At 68.4% G+C, this 17,465-nt stretch carries 12 protein-coding genes; 11 read left to right on the plus strand and 1 reads right to left on the minus strand.

What is annotated here, in order from left to right; translation table 11 throughout:
• From ACWDUD_RS08675 to ACWDUD_RS08725, 11 genes are all read left to right on the plus strand, one after another.
• Positions 1-3,119: non-ribosomal peptide synthetase (locus ACWDUD_RS08675; RefSeq protein ID WP_450109074.1), on the plus strand; the 3,119-nt coding region annotated here is incomplete at its 5' end.
• Positions 3,116-4,039: a LysR substrate-binding domain-containing protein gene (locus tag ACWDUD_RS08680; protein WP_197253108.1), complete on the plus strand. Its 924-nt coding sequence runs from the start codon at positions 3,116-3,118 to the stop codon at positions 4,037-4,039. The genes ACWDUD_RS08675 and ACWDUD_RS08680, both read left to right, overlap by 4 nt.
• A gap of 166 nt (positions 4,040-4,205) precedes the next feature.
• Entirely contained in the window at positions 4,206-5,396 is a 1,191-nt protein-coding gene (locus ACWDUD_RS08685; RefSeq protein WP_450109075.1) for an acyl-CoA dehydrogenase family protein, read from the plus strand.
• A complete protein-coding gene (locus ACWDUD_RS08690; RefSeq protein ID WP_420750763.1) occupies positions 5,393-6,649 on the plus strand; it encodes a CaiB/BaiF CoA transferase family protein in 1,257 nt (418 codons plus the stop codon). Before ACWDUD_RS08685 ends, ACWDUD_RS08690 begins: the two co-directional genes overlap by 4 nt.
• The gene (locus ACWDUD_RS08695; protein ID WP_420750764.1) at positions 6,646-7,827 is read left to right on the plus strand and encodes a mandelate racemase/muconate lactonizing enzyme family protein; all 1,182 of its coding nucleotides are present in this window, start codon (positions 6,646-6,648) and stop codon (positions 7,825-7,827) included. Before ACWDUD_RS08690 ends, ACWDUD_RS08695 begins: the two co-directional genes overlap by 4 nt.
• A 72-nt stretch (positions 7,828-7,899) precedes the next feature.
• Positions 7,900-9,033, plus strand: coding sequence for a CaiB/BaiF CoA transferase family protein (locus tag ACWDUD_RS08700; RefSeq protein WP_450109076.1), 1,134 nt, complete (start codon positions 7,900-7,902; stop codon positions 9,031-9,033).
• A gap of 231 nt (positions 9,034-9,264) precedes the next feature.
• Complete coding sequence (locus ACWDUD_RS08705) at positions 9,265-10,728, plus strand: benzaldehyde dehydrogenase (protein WP_197253103.1); 1,464 nt, start codon at positions 9,265-9,267, stop codon at positions 10,726-10,728.
• Between the two features lie 97 nt (positions 10,729-10,825).
• Positions 10,826-12,154, plus strand: coding sequence for an MFS transporter (locus ACWDUD_RS08710; RefSeq protein WP_450109077.1), 1,329 nt, complete (start codon positions 10,826-10,828; stop codon positions 12,152-12,154).
• Positions 12,155-12,221: 67 nt separating this feature from the next.
• Positions 12,222-13,187, plus strand: a complete 966-nt coding sequence (locus ACWDUD_RS08715; RefSeq protein WP_450109078.1) for a LysR family transcriptional regulator — start codon at positions 12,222-12,224, stop codon at positions 13,185-13,187.
• A gap of 91 nt (positions 13,188-13,278) precedes the next feature.
• Complete coding sequence (locus ACWDUD_RS08720; RefSeq protein WP_450109079.1) at positions 13,279-14,610, plus strand: MFS transporter; 1,332 nt, start codon at positions 13,279-13,281, stop codon at positions 14,608-14,610.
• A 4-nt stretch (positions 14,611-14,614) separates the two neighbouring features.
• Positions 14,615-16,534, plus strand: a complete 1,920-nt coding sequence (locus ACWDUD_RS08725; protein ID WP_197253100.1) for an FAD-dependent oxidoreductase — start codon at positions 14,615-14,617, stop codon at positions 16,532-16,534.
• 80 nt (positions 16,535-16,614) lie between these two features.
• On the opposite strand, the gene ACWDUD_RS08730 is transcribed toward ACWDUD_RS08725, so the two are convergent.
• Complete coding sequence (locus ACWDUD_RS08730; RefSeq protein ID WP_231610899.1) at positions 16,615-17,421, minus strand: alpha/beta fold hydrolase; 807 nt, start codon at positions 17,419-17,421, stop codon at positions 16,615-16,617.
• Positions 17,422-17,465: the final 44 nt, after the last annotated feature.

Here is a 17,465-nt window from a genome sequence, read left to right on the forward strand (position 1 = left end):
TGTCGGGGCGGCCGCCGCAGATCGACGGGGTGGAGTCGATGGTGGGGTTGTTCGTGAACACGGTGCCGGTGCGGGTGCGGTGGGGCGCCGGGGTGTCGTTGGGGGAGTTGGTCGATCGCGTGCAGGCCGAGCAGGCGGGGTTGCTCGATCATCACTATGTCGGGTTGTCGGATGTGCAGCGGGTGGCGGGGCCGGGTGCGGTGTTCGACACGATGACGGTGTTCGAGTCGTATCCGGTCGATCGTGGGGGGTTGACGGCGGAGACGGACATCGCGGGGATGCGGGTGGTGGATGTCTCGGGTGCGGACGCGGCGCACTATCCGATGGGTTTGGTTGCGCACGTGGACGATCGGCTGCACCTGTCGATCAAGTACCTGCCCGAGTTGTTCGATCACCGGCAGATGGAGGAAATCCTCGACCGCGTGCTGCGCATCGTCCACACCGTCGCGACCGAACCGGACGTGTGCCTGGACCGGCTGCACCTGCTCGGCCCCGTCGAGCATGCTCAGCTCGTCCCGGTGCTCGGCGAACCCGGCGTCTCGCCGGCGACGCTGCCCGACCTTCTTTCCGCGGGAACAGGTGATCGCTCGGCGACCGCGATCGTGTGCGGAGATCGTCGCGTGACCTACGATGAGCTCGACGACCGGTCGAACCGTCTCGCGCGCAATCTGATTGCACTGGGAGCCGGACCCGAGACCTGCGTTGCCATCGGCATGGCACGGTCGGTGGAGTCGGTGCTGGCGGTGTGGGCGGTCGCGAAGACCGGAGCCGCGTTCGTCCCCGTCGACCCCGGATACCCGGCCGGGCGGATCGAGCACATGCTCACCGACTCCGGCGCCTCGCTCGGCCTCACCACACCCGACGCGGTCGATCGCCTCCCCGATGCGGTGCCCTGGCTGCTGCTCGCGGAAACGTCGGAAAATACTGGAATGCGGGAAAACCCGATCGTCGACGCTGAGCGGATCCATCCGCTGCGGGCGGACCATCCCGCGTACGTGATCTACACGTCCGGGTCGACCGGGATCCCCAAGGGCGTGACGGTCACCCATGCGGGACTCGCGAACCTGGTGGCAGAACAGTGCGCTCGGTTCGGGCTCGGTCCGCACGCACGTGTGCTGCACGCGGCGTCGCCGAGTTTCGACGCGGCGGTGCTGGAGATGCTGTGGGCCTTCGGATCCGGTGGATGTTCGGTGATCTCCCCGCCCGGGGTATTCGGTGGTCGGGAACTGGCCGACCTGCTCGCCCGGGAACAGGTCACGCACGCGGCCTTGACCCCCGCGGCGCTGGGCACGGTGGATCCGGCCGGACTCGACCGGCTCGACACGGTGATCGTCGGTGGCGAGACCTGCCCGCCGGAACTCGTCGCCCGGTGGGCGCCGGGCCGGACCATGGTCAACACCTACGGCCCGGCGGAAACGACGATCCAGTCGAACGCGGGGCACGCACTGCAGAGCGGGGAACCCGTCACGATCGGCCGCCCCATCCGCGGATTCGCCGAACTCGTGCTCGACAACCGGCTGCGGCCGGTCCCCGTCGGGGTGGTGGGGGAGCTGTACCTGTCCGGTCCCGGCTTGGCCCGCGGCTACCGCAATCGCGCCGGACTGACCGCTTCGCGTTTCGTCGCGGGACCGAAGGGGCAGCGCATGTACCGCACCGGGGATCTGGTGCGGTGGCGCCGCCGCGACGACGGGACGCTCGAACTCGACTACGTGGGCCGTTCCGATCAGCAGGTGAAGGTCCGCGGGTTCCGCATCGAACTCGGCGAGATCGAATCCGCGCTGCGGGCGTGCGACGGTGTCCGAGAAGCCGTGGCGACGGTGCACCGGGGTGCCGGCGATCGGCTCGTCGGATACGTGGTGCCGGAACCAGCCGCGGAGCTGGATCCGGTGGCGGTGCTGGCGCAGGTGGGGACGCGGTTGGCGCCGCACATGGTGCCGTCCGTCGTGTCGGTGATCGACGCGGTGCCGGTGACGGCGAACGGGAAGGTGGATCGGGCGGCGTTGCCGGAGCCGGACTTCCGTTGCGGTGCAACCGAATTCCGGGTACCGCGCGAAGGAACGGAAACTGCGGTGGCCGAAGCGTTCTCGGCCGAACTCGCGGTGACTCGCGTCGGCGCGGACGACAACTTCTTCTCCCTCGGCGGGAACTCGTTGACCGCCACCGGTGTCGTTGCCCGCCTGCGGGAATCGACGGGAGCGGAGATTCCGGTGCAGTGGATCTTCACGCATTCGACCCCCGCTACCCTCGCCCGCCGAATCGACAGCGGCGGCGCATCGACCGACCCGGACGCGGCACGAGCGGCGGTCTCGGTCCTGTTGCCGCTGCGCCCCGGTACCGCGGAACCCCTGTTCTGCATCCACCCGGCGATCGGATTGGCCTGGTGCTTCGCCGGCCTTGCCCAGTACCTCGGCGACGACCGCCCTGTCTACGGGCTGCAGGCGCCGGCGCTCACCGAACCCGACACCAGGTTCGCGTCCCTCGAAGACCTCGCCGACCGCTACGTCCGGGAGATTCGGTCCGTGCAGTCGACGGGCCCGTACCACCTGGTCGGTTACTCGGTCGGCGGGCAGATCGCACACGAGATCGCGATGCGCCTGCGCAGCACCGGCGACGACGTGGCGACCCTCGCCATGCTGGACACCCGCGTGCTGACCGGGACGATCGCCGAGCGGCCCACGATCGGCCGGTTGCTCGAAGAGTTCGGCGACGTCGACGACCTCCCGGTCACCGGTGCCGAGCCGACCTTCGAGACCGTCGCGGAACTGCTGCACGCGAAGGGCGGCATCTTCGCTGCCCTGACCGCGGCCGACCTCGAAACCCTCTACCGCGTGTACGGGGAACTCGTCGACCTCGCGCTCGCACACCACCCCGGGGTGCTCGACGGCGTCGACCTCCTGTACTTCAGCGCCGCCGCGGACAGCGGCCGGGATCTCGATCGGGACACCGGCGCCTCCGCCTGGAAGGAACACGTGACGCAAGGTGTGGTCGAGTGCCCGGTGCCGCTGTCCCACGAGCAACTCACCGGTCCTGCGGGTCTCGCGGTGATCGGCCCGATCCTCGAGCGGCATCTGTCGCGGGCGCCGAGGGGGCATGGGCAGGCTCCTATCATCGGGGCATGAGTCTCGACCGTGCCCCGGCGTTCACCATGCGACAGCTGGTCGCTTTCGTCGCGGTCGCGGAAACCGGCACGATCAGCGCCGCCGCGGACCGCCTGCTGGTGTCCCAGTCGGCTGTGTCGCTGGCCGTCACGGAGCTGGAGAAGGCGATGTCCGCCCAGCTCTGTGTGCGGCGGCGCGCCCACGGCGTGCAGCTCACTCCGACCGGCGAATCGGTCCTGGTTCGGGCGCGGGCACTGCTGCAGCAGGCTGCCGATATCGAGGCCGAGACCGCGGGCGCCGGTGGTGAACTGAAGGGCCGGCTGGTCATCGGGTGCTACGCCACCGTGGCGCCTACGATTCTGCCGCCTCTGCTGTACGAGTTCCGGCGTAGCCATCCGGGCGTCACCCTGCAGTTCCGGGAAGCGATGGCCGATGAACTCGAAGCTGCGCTGGAGCGCGGAGAACTCGATGCGGTCATCGTGTACGACCTCGATATTCCCCGCCAGTGGCGAACGGCGACCCTGTGGACGCGCAATCCTGCGCTGGTGGTGTCGGCGGAACACCGTCTCGCGGACGATCCCGGGCCGGTCGATCTCGTATCCGTGGCCGACGAGCCGATGGTGTTGCTCGACGCCGCGCCGAGTTCGAACCACGCGCTGCAGGTGTGCGCCCTGGCGGGTTTCACTCCCCGGATCGGCTATCGCTCGGCGAACTACGAGACGGTGCGCGCGTTCGTCGGCCGCGGCTTGGGTTGGACCGTGATGCTGAGTCGGCCGAAGCTGGATCGCACGTACGGGGGCATGCAGATCGTTCTGCGTCCCATCGAGCGGCCGGCACTGGAACCGGTCCGCCTCGTGATCGCGTGGCGGCCCGATGTCCTGCTGAGCAGGGTCGCGCGTGCATTCCTCGCGTTCGCGACCGAGCGCGCGGCCACACTCTGACGCAATACACAGTTTTACTCATAAATATCACTCGGTTCTTGTTCTTTTCAGTGTTAGTGACGGCGGACATACTGGGTCCATCGCACCGCACCGCGGATGGGACGCACGCGCAGTCGCAGCGGATCCGACCGTCCGTTGCCATCCAGCAAGATTCGAGGAGATTTCCATGTCGTCAGACACGTCCGCTCTGCACCCCCCGGTCCTCTTCGCTCCCGAGTACGACGAATTCGCCCAATGGGTACGGGAATTCGCTGCGCCGCATGCGGACAGCTACCTCGAGCGGGCTCACAGCGAGGAATTCCCGTGGGATCTGGCCGAGAAGATGGCGGCCCAGGGCCTTCTGGGACTCGGGGTGTCCGAGGAGAACGGCGGGGTGGGGAGGATCGGCGAGAGCATGACCAAGACACACCTCGGAATCGCGCACGAGGAACTCGCGTACGCGAACTTCTACGCCTCGCAGCTCGCCTACACCAACAACCTCACCGGACCACTGCTCGAGCGCTTCCTCGCGCCCGGCGTGGCGCGCGACTGGGTGCGCGGCATCGTCGAGGGCCGCCACGTCGTCGCACTCGGGTTGACGGAACCGGGATCGGGCTCCGACGCGATGGCCATGCGCGCCAAGGCCGAACGCGTGGAGGGCGGCTGGAAGCTCAACGGTGAGAAGACCTCCATCACGTTCGCGCCGCACGCCAAGGCGATGATCACGTTCGTCAAGGCGCGGGGCGAGGGGCCGGAGGACTCCGGCGTCACCGCATTCCTCGTGCCGCTCGACGCAAAGGGCGTGAGCATGCAGAAGTTCCCCGACGCCGGATGGAAGCCGCTCGGCCGCGCCGGGGTGTTCCTCGACGACGTGTTCGTTCCCGACGAGTACGTGATCGGCGGTGTCGGGAACGGATTCCGGCTCGTGATGAGCGAATTCGACTACACGCGCTCGGTCATCGGTCTCATGTCCACCGGCGTCGCGCGCAAGGCGCTCGACATCACGATCGAATATGTCAAGAGCCGCAAGGCGTTCGGGAAGCCCGTCTCGTCGTTCCAGGGGGTCTCCTTCCCCATTGCCGAGAACGCGACCAAGCTCGAGGCCGCGCGGTGGCTGACCTATCGTGCCCTGTCGCTCGCCGACGCCGGCAGGCCCTTCACGAAGGAGGCCGCGATGACCAAGCTCTATGCCACCGACGTGTCGCTGCAGACCATCCGCGATTGCGTCGTCGCCCACGGGCACTCCGGGTTCGCGGAGGAGCTTCCGCTGCAGGCCATGTTGCGCGACGTGTCCGGCCTCGAGATCGGCGAGGGTACTCCGCAGATCCAGAAGGTCGTCATCGGACGTGCCCTGCTCGGACGTGAGGCCACGCTGTGAGCCGCCGGGCCGCCGGACGGCGTGCTCTCGACGGGGTGCGGGTGATCGACCTGACCCAAGCGCTCGCCGGACCGTTCTGTACTTCGCTTCTTGCCGATCAGGGCGCCGATGTCATCAAGATCGAGCCTCCGCGTGGCGATTTCCTCCGGTACACCGGGCCGTTCGGCTCCGACGACGAGCCTCGCGACTACGGCGGGGTGTTCCAGTCCGCCAATCGCAACAAGCGCAGCGTCGTGCTCGACCTCAAGAAGCCCGAGGCCCGCAACGTTCTGCTGCGCCTGGTGAACGATGCCGACGTGCTCGTCGAGAACTTCAGTGCGGGCGTCATGGAACGCCTCGGACTCGGCTACGAGACCCTCGCGGCGCGGAATCCGAGACTGGTCTACGCCTCCATCCGCGGTTTCGGGGACAAGCCCGGCGGCGAAAGCCCGTACGCGCACTGGCCCGCATTCGACATCGTCGCACAGGCCATGGGTGGGCTGATGTCCATCACCGGTCGCGATGCCGAGCACCCCGTCCGTGTGGGTTCCGGTGTCGGTGACACCGTTCCCGGGCTGTTCGCGGCATTCGGCATCCTTGCCGCCCTGCGTGAGGCGGAACGCAGTGGTCGTGGCCAGTACGTCGACGTCGCGATGGCCGACAGCGTGCTTGCGATCTCGGAGGTCGTCGTCAACACGTACGGGCACACCGGGCAGGTGCCCACACCGATCGGCAACCAGCTGCAGGGTTTCGCCCCCTTCGACACGGTGGAGGCGTCGGACGGTGTCGTCGCACTCGGTGCCCCGCACAACCCGCAGTGGGCGAAACTCGTCGCGATCATGGGCCGGCCGGAGCTCGTGGACGATCCGCGATTCGCTACCGATCACGCTCGCTGGGAGAACCGCGACGCCGTGTACGAGGTGGTCAACGACTGGACCCGCCGGCACACGGTTGCGGAACTGATCGACCTGCTGGGCGGCAAGGTGCCGCTGGGTCCGATCTTCGACGCCGAGGACATCTTCGCCGACCCGCACTTCGCGGCCCGCGACATGCTCCCGACCGTGGAGCACCCGGTCAGCGGCCGGGAAGTCACGGTGCCGGGGATCCCCGCCAAGTTGTCCCGCACCCCCGGGGCGATCACACGTCCGGCCCCGCTGACCGGTGAACACACCACCGAGGTTCTGAGAGAACTCGGTCTCGACAGCAACGATCTCGGTGCACTGGCCGCTGCCGGCGCCACCGTCCTTCCCACACTGCAGGAGCAGACCTCATGATCATCACCAAGGTCGAACTGACCCCGGTCTCCACCCCGCTGGTCAAGCCGTTCATCATGCCGGGAACCCGGATCACACACATTCATTCGGTGGTGCTCAAGGTGTACACCGACGAGGGCATCGTCGGCTACGGCGATTCCGGGGACACCTCGACGTGGTACCGCGGTGAGACACAGGATTCGATGATCGCGATGATCGCCAAGCACATCGCGCCGCAGTTCCTCATCGGCCAGGACCCGCTCAACATCGAGAAGATCGTCGGGCAGATGGACACCTTCGTCCGCGACAACAACCAGGCCAAGGCGCTCGTCGATTTCGCGTTGCACGATCTCAAGGGCAAGGCGTTCGGCGTTCCGGTCTACCAGTTGCTGGGCGGCAAGAACATCGAGGCATCGGTGCAGGGCTGGGTGGCGTCCGCGGGGCCGACGGACCAGATCGTGGCCGAGGCGGTTGCGGCTCACGAGCAGGGTTACTCGCTGATTAAGCTCAAGTCCGACGGCAACTCCGACCACGATGTCGACAATGTCCGCGAAGTACGCGCCGCACTCGGTCCCGGTGCACGTATCGTCGTCGATGCCAACGGTTTCTGGAACTACGATCAAGCACTCAAGACGATGCGCCGTCTCGACGAGTTCCGGATGGAGTGCATCGAGCAGCCTGTTCCGCACTGGGACATCGAAGGTATGGCCCGGCTGCGCGGCCGGATCGAGACACCGGTGTTCGCCGATGAATCCGCTCAGGAGCTGTACAACATCCGCGAGATCATCGAGCGCCGCGCGGCGGACGGACTGTTCATCAAGATGCAGAAGGCAGGCGGTCTCGTCAAGGCGCAGCGCTGGCTCACGATGGCGCGCCTCGCCGACATGGCGGTCTACAGCGGCTGCATGATCGGATCGGGTCTCGAGGCCAGCCCGTCCGCCCATCTGATGATCGCGAACAACTGGGCTTCGCAGTTCACCCACGAAAATCTCGGTCCGCTGATCATCAACAACCAGTGGGAGAACGAGAAGCAGGTCATCGAGAACGACATCGCCGCGAACGTGCCGATCTTCAAGGACGGCAAGCTCTTCCCGAACGAGGGCCCGGGTTACGGAATCGAGCTCAACGAGCGGTTCATCGCGGACCACATCACCCCGGGAATGGAGATCGTCACCGTCGGGCAGCTCGTCAGCGCCTGACACCCATCGGTATCGGCGCCGGCGGTCGGGGCATCCCGCCGCCGGCGTACCCAACTCGAGGAGAGCAAGTCCATGACAGAGCACCGAGCGGGCCCGCTGGCCGGCCTCAAGGTCGTCGAACTCGCGGGACTCGGGCCTGCCCCGTTCGCGGCGATGTTCCTCGCCGACCAGGGCGCCGATGTCGTCCGTGTCGAACGGGCGGGTGCGGGATTCGCCATGCCCATCGACCCGCGCTTCGACACCCTCCAGCGTGGGAAGCGGATGCTGTCCCTCGATCTGAAGAGTGCCGACGGCCTCGCCGCCGCGCTCGAACTCGTCGAACACGCCGACGTTCTCATCGAGGGATACCGGCCCGGCGTCACCGAACGTCTCGGACTCGGGCCCGACGCCTGCCTCGCTCGCAATCCCCGGCTCGTCTACGGTCGGATGACGGGATGGGGGCAAAACGGTCCGCTCGCGCAACGTGCCGGGCACGACCCGACCTATCAGGCGCTGGTCGGGTCGCTGCACGCGATCGGCCGCGCCGGGGGTCCGCCGCAGCTTCCACTGAGCCTGGTCGGTGACTTCGGCGGCGGGGCAATGTATCTGGTGTCCGGAATCCTGGCCGCGTTGTGGGAGCGTGAGCGGTCCGGGGAGGGCCAGGTCGTCGATGCCGCGATCGTCGACGGTGTGGCTCATCTGATGGCGAACCCGTTCTCGATGCTCGCCGGTGGTGCCTGGAACGACGAACGGGGCACGAACCTCATCGACTCGGGAGCGCCGTTCGTCGACGTGTACCGCACCTCCGACGGCCGGTATGTGGCCGTCGCGGCCCTCGAGCCGCCGTTCTACGCCCAGCTGCTTGCCGGTCTCCATCTCGACGGGGACGAAACGCTGCCCGGGCAGTGGGATCGGCGCCGCTGGCCCGAACTTCGCGATCGATTCGCCGCGGCATTCGCGACCCGGACCAGAGACGAATGGTCGGCGGTGTTCGCCGGTTCCGACGCGTGCGTCGCACCGGTCCTCTCCATGAGCGAGGCCCCCGCGAACAAGCACCTCGTCGCTCGCGGAACCTTCCTGGAACGTGAAGGGTGCCCGGAACCTGCACCGGCACCGCGATTCTCGCGGACGCCTTCGGGGTTTCCCGCCGCGCCTCCCGTTGCGCCCGAAGATGATCCGGCACAGATACTGAGCGCCTGGGCAGCGATGTCGTTGCCGGGTCGCTGACCCGGGCGAACTCTCACCGTCCAGCGCGGCCGGTCCGGCCGCGCTGGACGTTTTCGTGAAGGCCTTCTTGAGTTTTCCTGTGCAATATCCCTAGTTGATTCTGCTATTCACATCATGTGATGTGACCCATACTGGTGCGGCACCTTCGAGTGCCCCGGACGCCGGCGTTCTGCTCGTCGCCGTTCTCTGTTCCGCCGGCAGGTCCGGCACCCGCAAATCAAGGAGTTCCTGATGGCATTTCTGGACGAATCCGCATGGCAGGGCCGGATCTTCACCGGGAGTTGGACGGCCGGCGGCGCGGGGGAGATCAAGGTCGTCGAACCCGCGACGGGTACGACTCTCGGAACCGTCGGGCTCGCGAACACCGATGATCTCGACGCAGCCGCCGCGCGAGCCGTTGCCGCACAACGAGAGTGGGCGTCCCTTCCCCACCCGGAGCGGGCCGCGGTGATGCGTCGTGCCGGCGAGTTGTGGCAGACCCACGCGGACGAGATCCAGCGTTGGATCATGCGTGAGTCCGGCTCGCTGCGGCCCAAGGCCGCGCTCGAGACCGACGTCGCCGCCCAGGAGTGCTTCGAGGGTGCAGCACTGCCGTCCCACCCGCACGGCGAGATCCTGCCGAGCGTCACTCCGCGGCTGCTGAGCACGTCCAAGCGGGTCCCGGTCGGAGTGGTCGGCGTCATCGCACCCTTCAACTTCCCGCTGATCCTGTCGATCCGATCGGTCGCCCCCGCACTCGCGACCGGCAACGCGGTCATCCTCAAGCCGGACCCGCGCACCGCCGTCTCCGGCGGCGTCGTGCTGGCCCGGATCTTCGAGGAGGCGGGGCTCCCCGCCGGCGTCCTGCAGGTTCTTCCCGGTGGCGCCGATGTGGGAGCAGCTCTCGTCGAGGATCCGCGGGTCCGCGCCATCTCCTTCACCGGCTCCACCTCCGCGGGCCGCCACGTCGGAGCCGCCGCGTCCCGCCACCTCAAGAAGGTGCACCTGGAGCTCGGGGGCAACTCGGCGATCATCGTCCTCGACGACGCCGATCTCGACGCGACGGTCTCCGCCGCCGCTGCCGGCTCCTTCCTCCACCAGGGACAGATCTGCATGGCCACCGGCCGTCACCTCGTTCACACGTCCGTGTACGAGGAGTTCGTCGCCAAGCTCGCCGAGAAGGCGGCCGCGCTTCCGGTGGGTGATCCGATGACGGAGCAGGTCGCTCTGGGCCCCATCATCGACCGGGGGCAGCTCGACAAGATCCATGCGCTGGTCACCGCCTCGGTCGATGCCGGAGCCAGACTCGCCGCCGGCGGCACCTACGAAGGTCTGTACTATCGGCCCACCGTCCTCGCGGACGTGCCCCTGGACGCGCCGGCCTACGCGCAGGAGGTCTTCGGCCCCGTCGCGTCGGTCGTGGAGTTCACCACGCCGGACGAGGCTGTCGAGCTCGCCAACGACTCCGAGTACGGACTGTCCCTCGGCATCTTCACCCGCGACATCGGAAGGGGGCTCGAATTGGCGGATCGGATCCCTACCGGTATCGCCCACATCAACGACCAGACCGTGGCGGACGAGGCCAACATCCCGTTCGGCGGCTTCGGAGCTTCCGGCAACGGGGCTCGCTTCGGTGGCGCTGCGAACAGCTTCGAGGCCTTCACCGAGACACGCTGGATAACCGCGGTCCGTGAGGTCCCGTCCTATCCCTTCTGAGATCCCGCACCTCCCTTCTGAGATCCCGCACCGAATTCCCCCGGTCGGCGCGCCTGCCCGGCCGCCCGACAGTTCCCCTCCGGACAAAGGACCATCCATGACGCTCGCAGAATCGGAGTCGTCCGCCCCCGTCGATACGATGAAACGGCGAAGCGATCTTCGTCGTGTGGTGTTCTCCAGCTACCTCGGCAGCACCATCGAGTTCTACGATTTCATCCTCTACGCGACCGCTTCGTCACTCGTCTTCGGACCGGTGTTCTTCTCGAACCTGAGTCCGGCAGCGGCGTTGATCGCGTCCTACGCGACCTTCGCGATCGGCTACATCGCGCGCCCCCTCGGCGGCATCGTATTCGGGCATTTCGGTGACCGGATCGGCCGCAAGAAGATGCTGCTGCTGTCCATGTCGATCATGGGCGCGGCCTCGTTCCTCATCGGGCTGGTGCCCGCGATCCCGACCTGGGGCGCGGTCATGCTGATCGTGCTGCGCGCCGTCCAGGGCGTCGCGATCGGTGGGGAGTGGGGAGGGGCGGCGCTGATGTCGCTCGAGCATGCCGGCGACCGCAATCGCGGATTCGCTGCCGCCTTCACCAATGCCGGAGGCCCGACCGGTGCGGTGCTCGGCACGCTTGCGCTCGCACTGGCGGCGACGCTTCCCGAGAACGACTTCCTGTCATGGGGCTGGCGCATCCCGTTCCTGTTCTCGGCGGTGCTGCTCGCCGTCGGTCTGTTCGTCCGCGCCCGGGTCGCGGAGAGCCCGCTGTTCCGAGAGGCAATGAAGGCGGCGGCCGAGAAGAAGGACCGGGCGGCGGAGCCGATGCCTCTGCTGGCGATCCTGCGTGCCCCGCGCACCCTCGTCCTCGCCGGGCTGGTGTGCACCGCTCCGTTCGTGATCCAGGCGTTGTTCTCGACATTCGTCATCGGTTACGCGGCCGAGAACGGTGTGTCCCGGTCGGAGGGTCTGAATGCGTTCGCGATCTGCCAGTTCTTCGCGATCTTCGGCATCCTCGGCGCGGCGCGACTGTCGGACCGCTACGGGCGCAAGCCTGTCATGCTGAGCGGGTTCGTCGGCATGGTGGTGCTGGCGTGGCCGCTGTTCCAGCTCGCGTCCTCCGGCAACTTCCTGCTGGTCGTGCTGGCCTTCGTGATCAGCTGCTCGGTGCTGCAGTCGCTCACCTTCGGCCCGATGCCGGCGTTCCTGGCCGAGCAGTTCGGTACCCGGTCCCGATACACCGGGGCGTCCCTCGGCTACCAGATCGGCAGTCTCCTCGGCGCCGGGTTCACCCCCGTCATCGTCGCCTCGTTTTTCGCGAGTTCGGGAACGATCACCTCGGTCGTCGCCTACCTGGTCGCGTTGTGCGCGATGAGCGCCGTGATTCTCGCCGTCTTCGTCAGGGAGAGCAAGGACGTCGACCTGACCGCCTGCTGACGGCCCCGTGCCCGGTCCCCGCACCGCATCGTCGGTGCGGGGACGTCGGTGCGCCTACGGTGACACCATGAGCCCAGTCGATCCGGTGCCCCACTACACGCTCCGTCAGCTCGCGGCGTTCGTCGCGGTCGCCGAGTGGGGGTCGATCGCCGGTGCCGCGGACGTGCTGAGCATGTCGCAGTCGGCGGTGTCCTCGTCGATCACCGAGCTCGAACGTTCCCTCGGTGCCCGCCTGTGCATCCGCCGGCGTGCCCGCGGCGTCCAGCTCACCCCCACCGGCGAAGGCGTTCTCGAACGGGCCCGGATCCTGCTGCATCAGGCGGGGGAGTTGCAGGCCGACGCGCGCGCCGAGGCGGGCGAGGTCGTCGGGCGCGTCAAGGTCGGGTGCTATCCGTCGCTGGGACCGACCGTGCTGCCCCCGCTGCTCGAGGGGTTCATCCGCACCCACCCGCGCGTGCAGCTCGATTTCCACGAGGACGACCAGACCCAGCTCACCGCCCAGCTCGAGTCCGGGGAGGTGGACGTCGCCGTGATGTACGCCCTGGATCTGCAGCCCGGGCTGGGCACGGTCGTGATCGGGCACCGCAACCCCCGGGTGCTGCTGCCCGCGGCGCATCCCCTGGCGGTGGACGGTGGGCCCATCCGGCTGCGGGACCTCGGGGACTCGCCCATGGTGTTGCTCGATTCACCGCCGAGTTCGAGCCACGGGCTCGGGGTGTGCCGTGCGGCCGGTTTCACCCCGAACGTCGTGTACCGGACCCGCAACTTCGAGACGTCCCGGGCGTTCGTCGGGCGGGGGCTGGGCTGGACGCTGCTGCTGTCGCGGCCGCGCAGCGACATCACCTACGAGGGCCTCGAGATCGCCGTCCGCAACGTCACCGACCCCGTCCCCGAGCCGGTCGACGTGGTGGTGGCCTGGAAGGACGGGGCCTTGTTGAGCCGGGCGGCCCGGGAATTTCTCACGTTCGCCACAGGGCCGATCGTCCCGTCCGACGTGCAGAAACAGCCTTACTTCGAGAGAGTCGTGGAATAACCGGGAAATTTCGCGCTTTTCACGGGGTTGTGGGGGCGTCATCGTGGTGTCGGCGGTCACGTTTCCCGCCCTCCTCGAAAGGTCCCCATCCATGACGGTTATCGACAAGCGCGACGCGTCCGGCACTGCCGCGACCGCGCGTAAGGCCGCTGTCGGAAGTTTCGTCGGCACCGCGATCGAGTGGTACGACTTCTTCATCTACGGCACCGCCGCGGCACTCGTCCTCGGTCCCCAGTTCTTCCCCGGGTCCTCCGACCTGGCCGGCACGCTCGCGGCGTTCGCGACCCTTGCTGTCGGATTCGTCGCACGCCCCATCGGCGGCGTCGTCATGGGTCACTTCGGCGACAAGGTCGGCCGCAAGTCGATGCTGGTGATCTCGCTGCTGCTGATGGGATGCGCGACCGTCGCGATCGGCCTGCTGCCGAACTACGCGGCCATCGGTGTCGCCGCCCCGATCCTGCTCGTCGCCCTGCGTTTCGTCCAGGGACTCGGCGTCGGTGGCGAGTGGGGTGGCGCGGTGCTCGTCGCCACCGAGAACGCCCCCGCGGGCAAGCGCGGCCTGTACGGCGCCGCACCCCAGATCGGGGTGCCCGCCGGTGTCCTGCTCGCCAACCTGGTCTTCCTGCCACTGTCGGTGTTCATGGACGACGCCACGTTCGACTCGTGGGGCTGGCGTGTTCCGTTCCTGCTCTCGGCCGTTCTGGTCGGTGTCGCGATGTGGATCCGTCTCGGCCTCGAGGAGAGTTCGGAGTTCCAGACGGCGAAGGACGAGACCGTCGAGACCCACGCGAAACTGCCGATCGTCGAGGTCCTCACCAAGCACTGGAAGACCGTGCTCCTGGCCGGCGGCACGTTCATCGCCACCAACGGCATCGCCTACGCCTACATGGTCTACGTGCTCAAGTACGGCGAGAAGGAACTCGGCTTCTCGCAGACGACGATGCTGAGCCTGCTCATCGCCTCGTGCCCGGTCTGGATGGCCGGCATGGCGTTCAGCGCCTGGCGCTCCGACCTCATCGGCCGCCGCACCGTCTACATCCGCAGCTCCGCCGCACTCGTGATCGCCGCCGCCCTGTTCTTCCCGCTCATGGACACCGCGAGCCTGCCGGTCATGTTCGTGGCGATGGCCGGACTCGGCTTCACCCTCGGCTGCTGCGCCGGACCCCAGTCGGCGCTGTTCTCCGAGCTGTTCCCGCCGGCCGTGCGCTACAGCGGCGCGTCCCTGGGCTACCAGATCGGCGCGATCCTGGGCGGCGGTCTGGCCCCGATGATCGCCACCACGCTGTTCGCGAAGACCGGCACCTCGTGGTCGATCACCGGCTACTTCGTGCTGATCGCGCTGATCAGCCTCGTGAGCATTCTCGTCCTCCGCGTGCCCTCCACGCCCGCACGTCCCGCCCGTCTCGAGAAGGAAGGGATCTGACCTCGTGTCGACCTACTACCAGCCACGCAAGTACCCCGCATCCTCGTTCGCGTCGATGGAACCCACCGACGACGCGCTGCCCGTCGTCGTCGTGGGTGCCGGCCCCGTCGGCATGGCCACGGCACTCGGCCTGGCCCAGCGCGGCATCCCGGTCACCGTCATCGAGGCCGCCGATCAGGTTTCCTTCGGCAGCCGCGCGATCTGCATCTCCCGCCACAGCCTCGAGGCCGCGGCCCGTCTCGGCTTCGGCGAGGAGCTCGAGAAGATCGTGCTGCCGTGGGTCGGCGGCCGCAGCTTCTACCGCGACCAGCAGGTCCTGCAGTTCAAGATGCCGCTGCGCGATTTCGACGTGCGCCCGCCGATGATCAACGTCTCCCAGTCGGAGTACGAGCAGATCGTCGTCGACACCATCGAGCAGAACCCGCTGATCACCCTGTACTGGTCGGCGAGCATCGCCGGCATCCTGCGCGGCGAGGACGAGGTCACCCTCGAGGTCGACACCGCCGACGGCAAGCGCCACCTGCGCGCCCGCTGGGTCGTCGCCGCGGACGGTGGACGCAGCCGCATGCGTGAACTCGCCGGGTTGCGTCTCGAGGGCACCAACTACGAGGGCCGCTACGTCATCGCGGACATCCACTGGGAGTCCGAGCTGCCCGCCGAGCGCATGGTCTGGTTCGACCCGCCGAGCAACCCCGGCTCGACGATCATCATGCACAAGCAGCCCAAGAACATCTGGCGCATCGACTACCAGCTCGACCCGTCCGAGGACGCCGAGATCGAGACCCAGGAAGACGCGATCCGGGCGCGGATCACCAAGCACCTGGACTGGCTGCAGAACGACCTGCCGTGGACGCTCGAGTGGCACGGGTTCTACAACGCCCGTGCGCTGGCCCTGCGCGACTTCACCCACGACCGCATCCTCTTCGCCGGCGACGCCGCGCACCTCGTGCCGATCTTCGGCGTGCGCGGGCTCAACTCCGGCATGGAGGACGCCGAAACCCTCGCCTGGCAGCTCGCCGCCGTGATCCACGGCAACGCCGAGCCGGCACTGCTCCGGGCGTACTCGGCCGAGCGGCACCACGCCTGGGAACAGAACGTCGCGAACGCCGGCAAGTCCACGCTCATCATGTCGCCCGGCAGTCACGGCTACCGCACGACCCGCGATGCCGTGCTGGCCCTCGCGGTGCACCGTCCCGAGTTCGGGCACCTCATCAACCCGCGGCAGTCCAGCGCGACGCACGCGCGGCTGTCCCCGCTGACCTGGCCCGTCGCCGCGGGCGTCACCGGTGTGCTGCCGGGCGACCCGGTGGACGACCGGAAGGTGCGCGTCGTCACCGCGACCGGCACGGAGGACTCGTCGCTGAACGTGGTTCGCGGTACCGGTTTCGCGGTGCTCGGTGTCGGCCTCGACGCCGACGGCAGCTCGGCCCTGGTGGCCGCAGCGGCCGAGCTCGGTGCGGCACTGTCCCCGGAGAGCGTGCGGGCCGTCCTCGTCGGCGGTGCGGTCGAGACCGCCCCGGCCGAGGCGACGGTGCTCGACGCACCGGATCTGATCGAGGCTCTCGGCGCGACCGCCGGTGAGGCGTTCGTGATCCGCCCCGACGGACTGCTGCTCTGCCGCGTCCCGGTGGCCGAGCTGTCCGGTGTCGCCGCCGCCCTGCGTTCCGGCACCGCCCCCGACGGTCCGGCCGTTCCGGCACGTCCCGCCGAGGCCGTCACCGAGGACGAGGCGCGCCGCGAGAACGTGTGGCTGGGCCTGTCCGCCGCGATCGACCAGGCCGACGAGTCCGACCGCGAAGGCTTCCTCGCCCGGCTCGCCCTGGTGCTCGGTTCGCAGGTCGGACGCCGCGAGTTCGAGGAGGCCGTGGCTGCTGCGGCGGACACCTCCCCGGTCCGGGTCGCGGAGCTCACCCCGCAGGCCTGACCGACCACACCCGAATGCCGCACCGGCCGCGCCGGTGCGGCATTCGGCTTCCAGGGATTTCCAGTGCTTTCGGGACCGTCTCAGGGGTCGAGAAAGTCCAGCACGTCGCCGGGCAGCTGCCTGATGCGCACGACACCCACGTGCCCGACCCCGGGGTAAAGCGCCAGCTGTCCGTTCGCGACGCCGTCCGCGGTCTTCGCGAAGAGATCCGGGCTGTAGAAGCCGTCGCGGTCGCCGCCGACGACCAGCACCGGGCACCGGATGTCGGCGAGCCGGTCCGACAGGTCGAAGCGGTCCTCGGCATCGATGACGATCAGCATGTCGTCGTAACTGTGTCCGTCGTGCCCGCGCCCGCGCATGGCGGGTTCGAGCAGCCAGCCGGCGATCCACAGCAGACGTCGCGACCAGCCGTGCGCGGCGGTCGCGGCGGCGAGCCCGGCCATCGCGCGGCGTGGACGACCCGCCCGTACCTCCGCGGCCGCATCCCGCTGGACCCGACGCCCGGGGCCGAGCCGATGTGCCGAGGAGATCAGGACGAGCCGGCGCACCACGTCCGGGTGGTCCGCGGCGAGCTGGAGCGCGATGCTCCCACCGGTGGAGGTGCCCATCACGTCGACGGGCACGTCGAACCTGGCACGTAGCGCGGTGGCGTAGGCACGAGCCAGGTCCGCGATCGTGGTGCCCGCGGCCAGGCCCGTCGGCCGGTTGACCCACCACACCTCCCGGTGTGCGGCGTACGGAGCCATCGCACCGAGCTGCGCCTTGCGGTCGAATCCCTCCGGCGCCCGATGATCAGAGCTCAGGCCCGGTAACAGCACCAACGGCGCACCCGACCCGAGCCGCATGCAGGCCATGCCCGAATCCCAGGTCTCATCGGATGCCTCCATCGGCCGTGCCCCCGTCGCCGTGTGTGCGGTCGCGAACTACGGGG

This window comes from Rhodococcus sp. NPDC003382, from assembly GCF_053589135.1.

Bases quoted from the DNA above. Each gene is read 5' to 3' on its own strand.
- ACWDUD_RS08680 (WP_197253108.1), top strand. From the start codon at position 3,116: ATGAGTCTCGACCGTGCCCCGGCGTTCACCATGCGACAGCTGGTCGCT.
- ACWDUD_RS08685 (WP_450109075.1), top strand. From the start codon at position 4,206: ATGTCGTCAGACACGTCCGCTCTGCACCCCCCGGTCCTCTTCGCTCCC.
- ACWDUD_RS08695 (WP_420750764.1), top strand. From the start codon at position 6,646: ATGATCATCACCAAGGTCGAACTGACCCCGGTCTCCACCCCGCTGGTC.
- ACWDUD_RS08700 (WP_450109076.1), top strand. From the start codon at position 7,900: ATGACAGAGCACCGAGCGGGCCCGCTGGCCGGCCTCAAGGTCGTCGAA.
- ACWDUD_RS08705 (WP_197253103.1), top strand. From the start codon at position 9,265: ATGGCATTTCTGGACGAATCCGCATGGCAGGGCCGGATCTTCACCGGG.
- ACWDUD_RS08710 (WP_450109077.1), top strand. From the start codon at position 10,826: ATGACGCTCGCAGAATCGGAGTCGTCCGCCCCCGTCGATACGATGAAA.
- ACWDUD_RS08715 (WP_450109078.1), top strand. From the start codon at position 12,222: ATGAGCCCAGTCGATCCGGTGCCCCACTACACGCTCCGTCAGCTCGCG.
- ACWDUD_RS08720 (WP_450109079.1), top strand. From the start codon at position 13,279: ATGACGGTTATCGACAAGCGCGACGCGTCCGGCACTGCCGCGACCGCG.
- ACWDUD_RS08730 (WP_231610899.1), bottom strand. From the start codon at position 17,421: ATGGAGGCATCCGATGAGACCTGGGATTCGGGCATGGCCTGCATGCGG.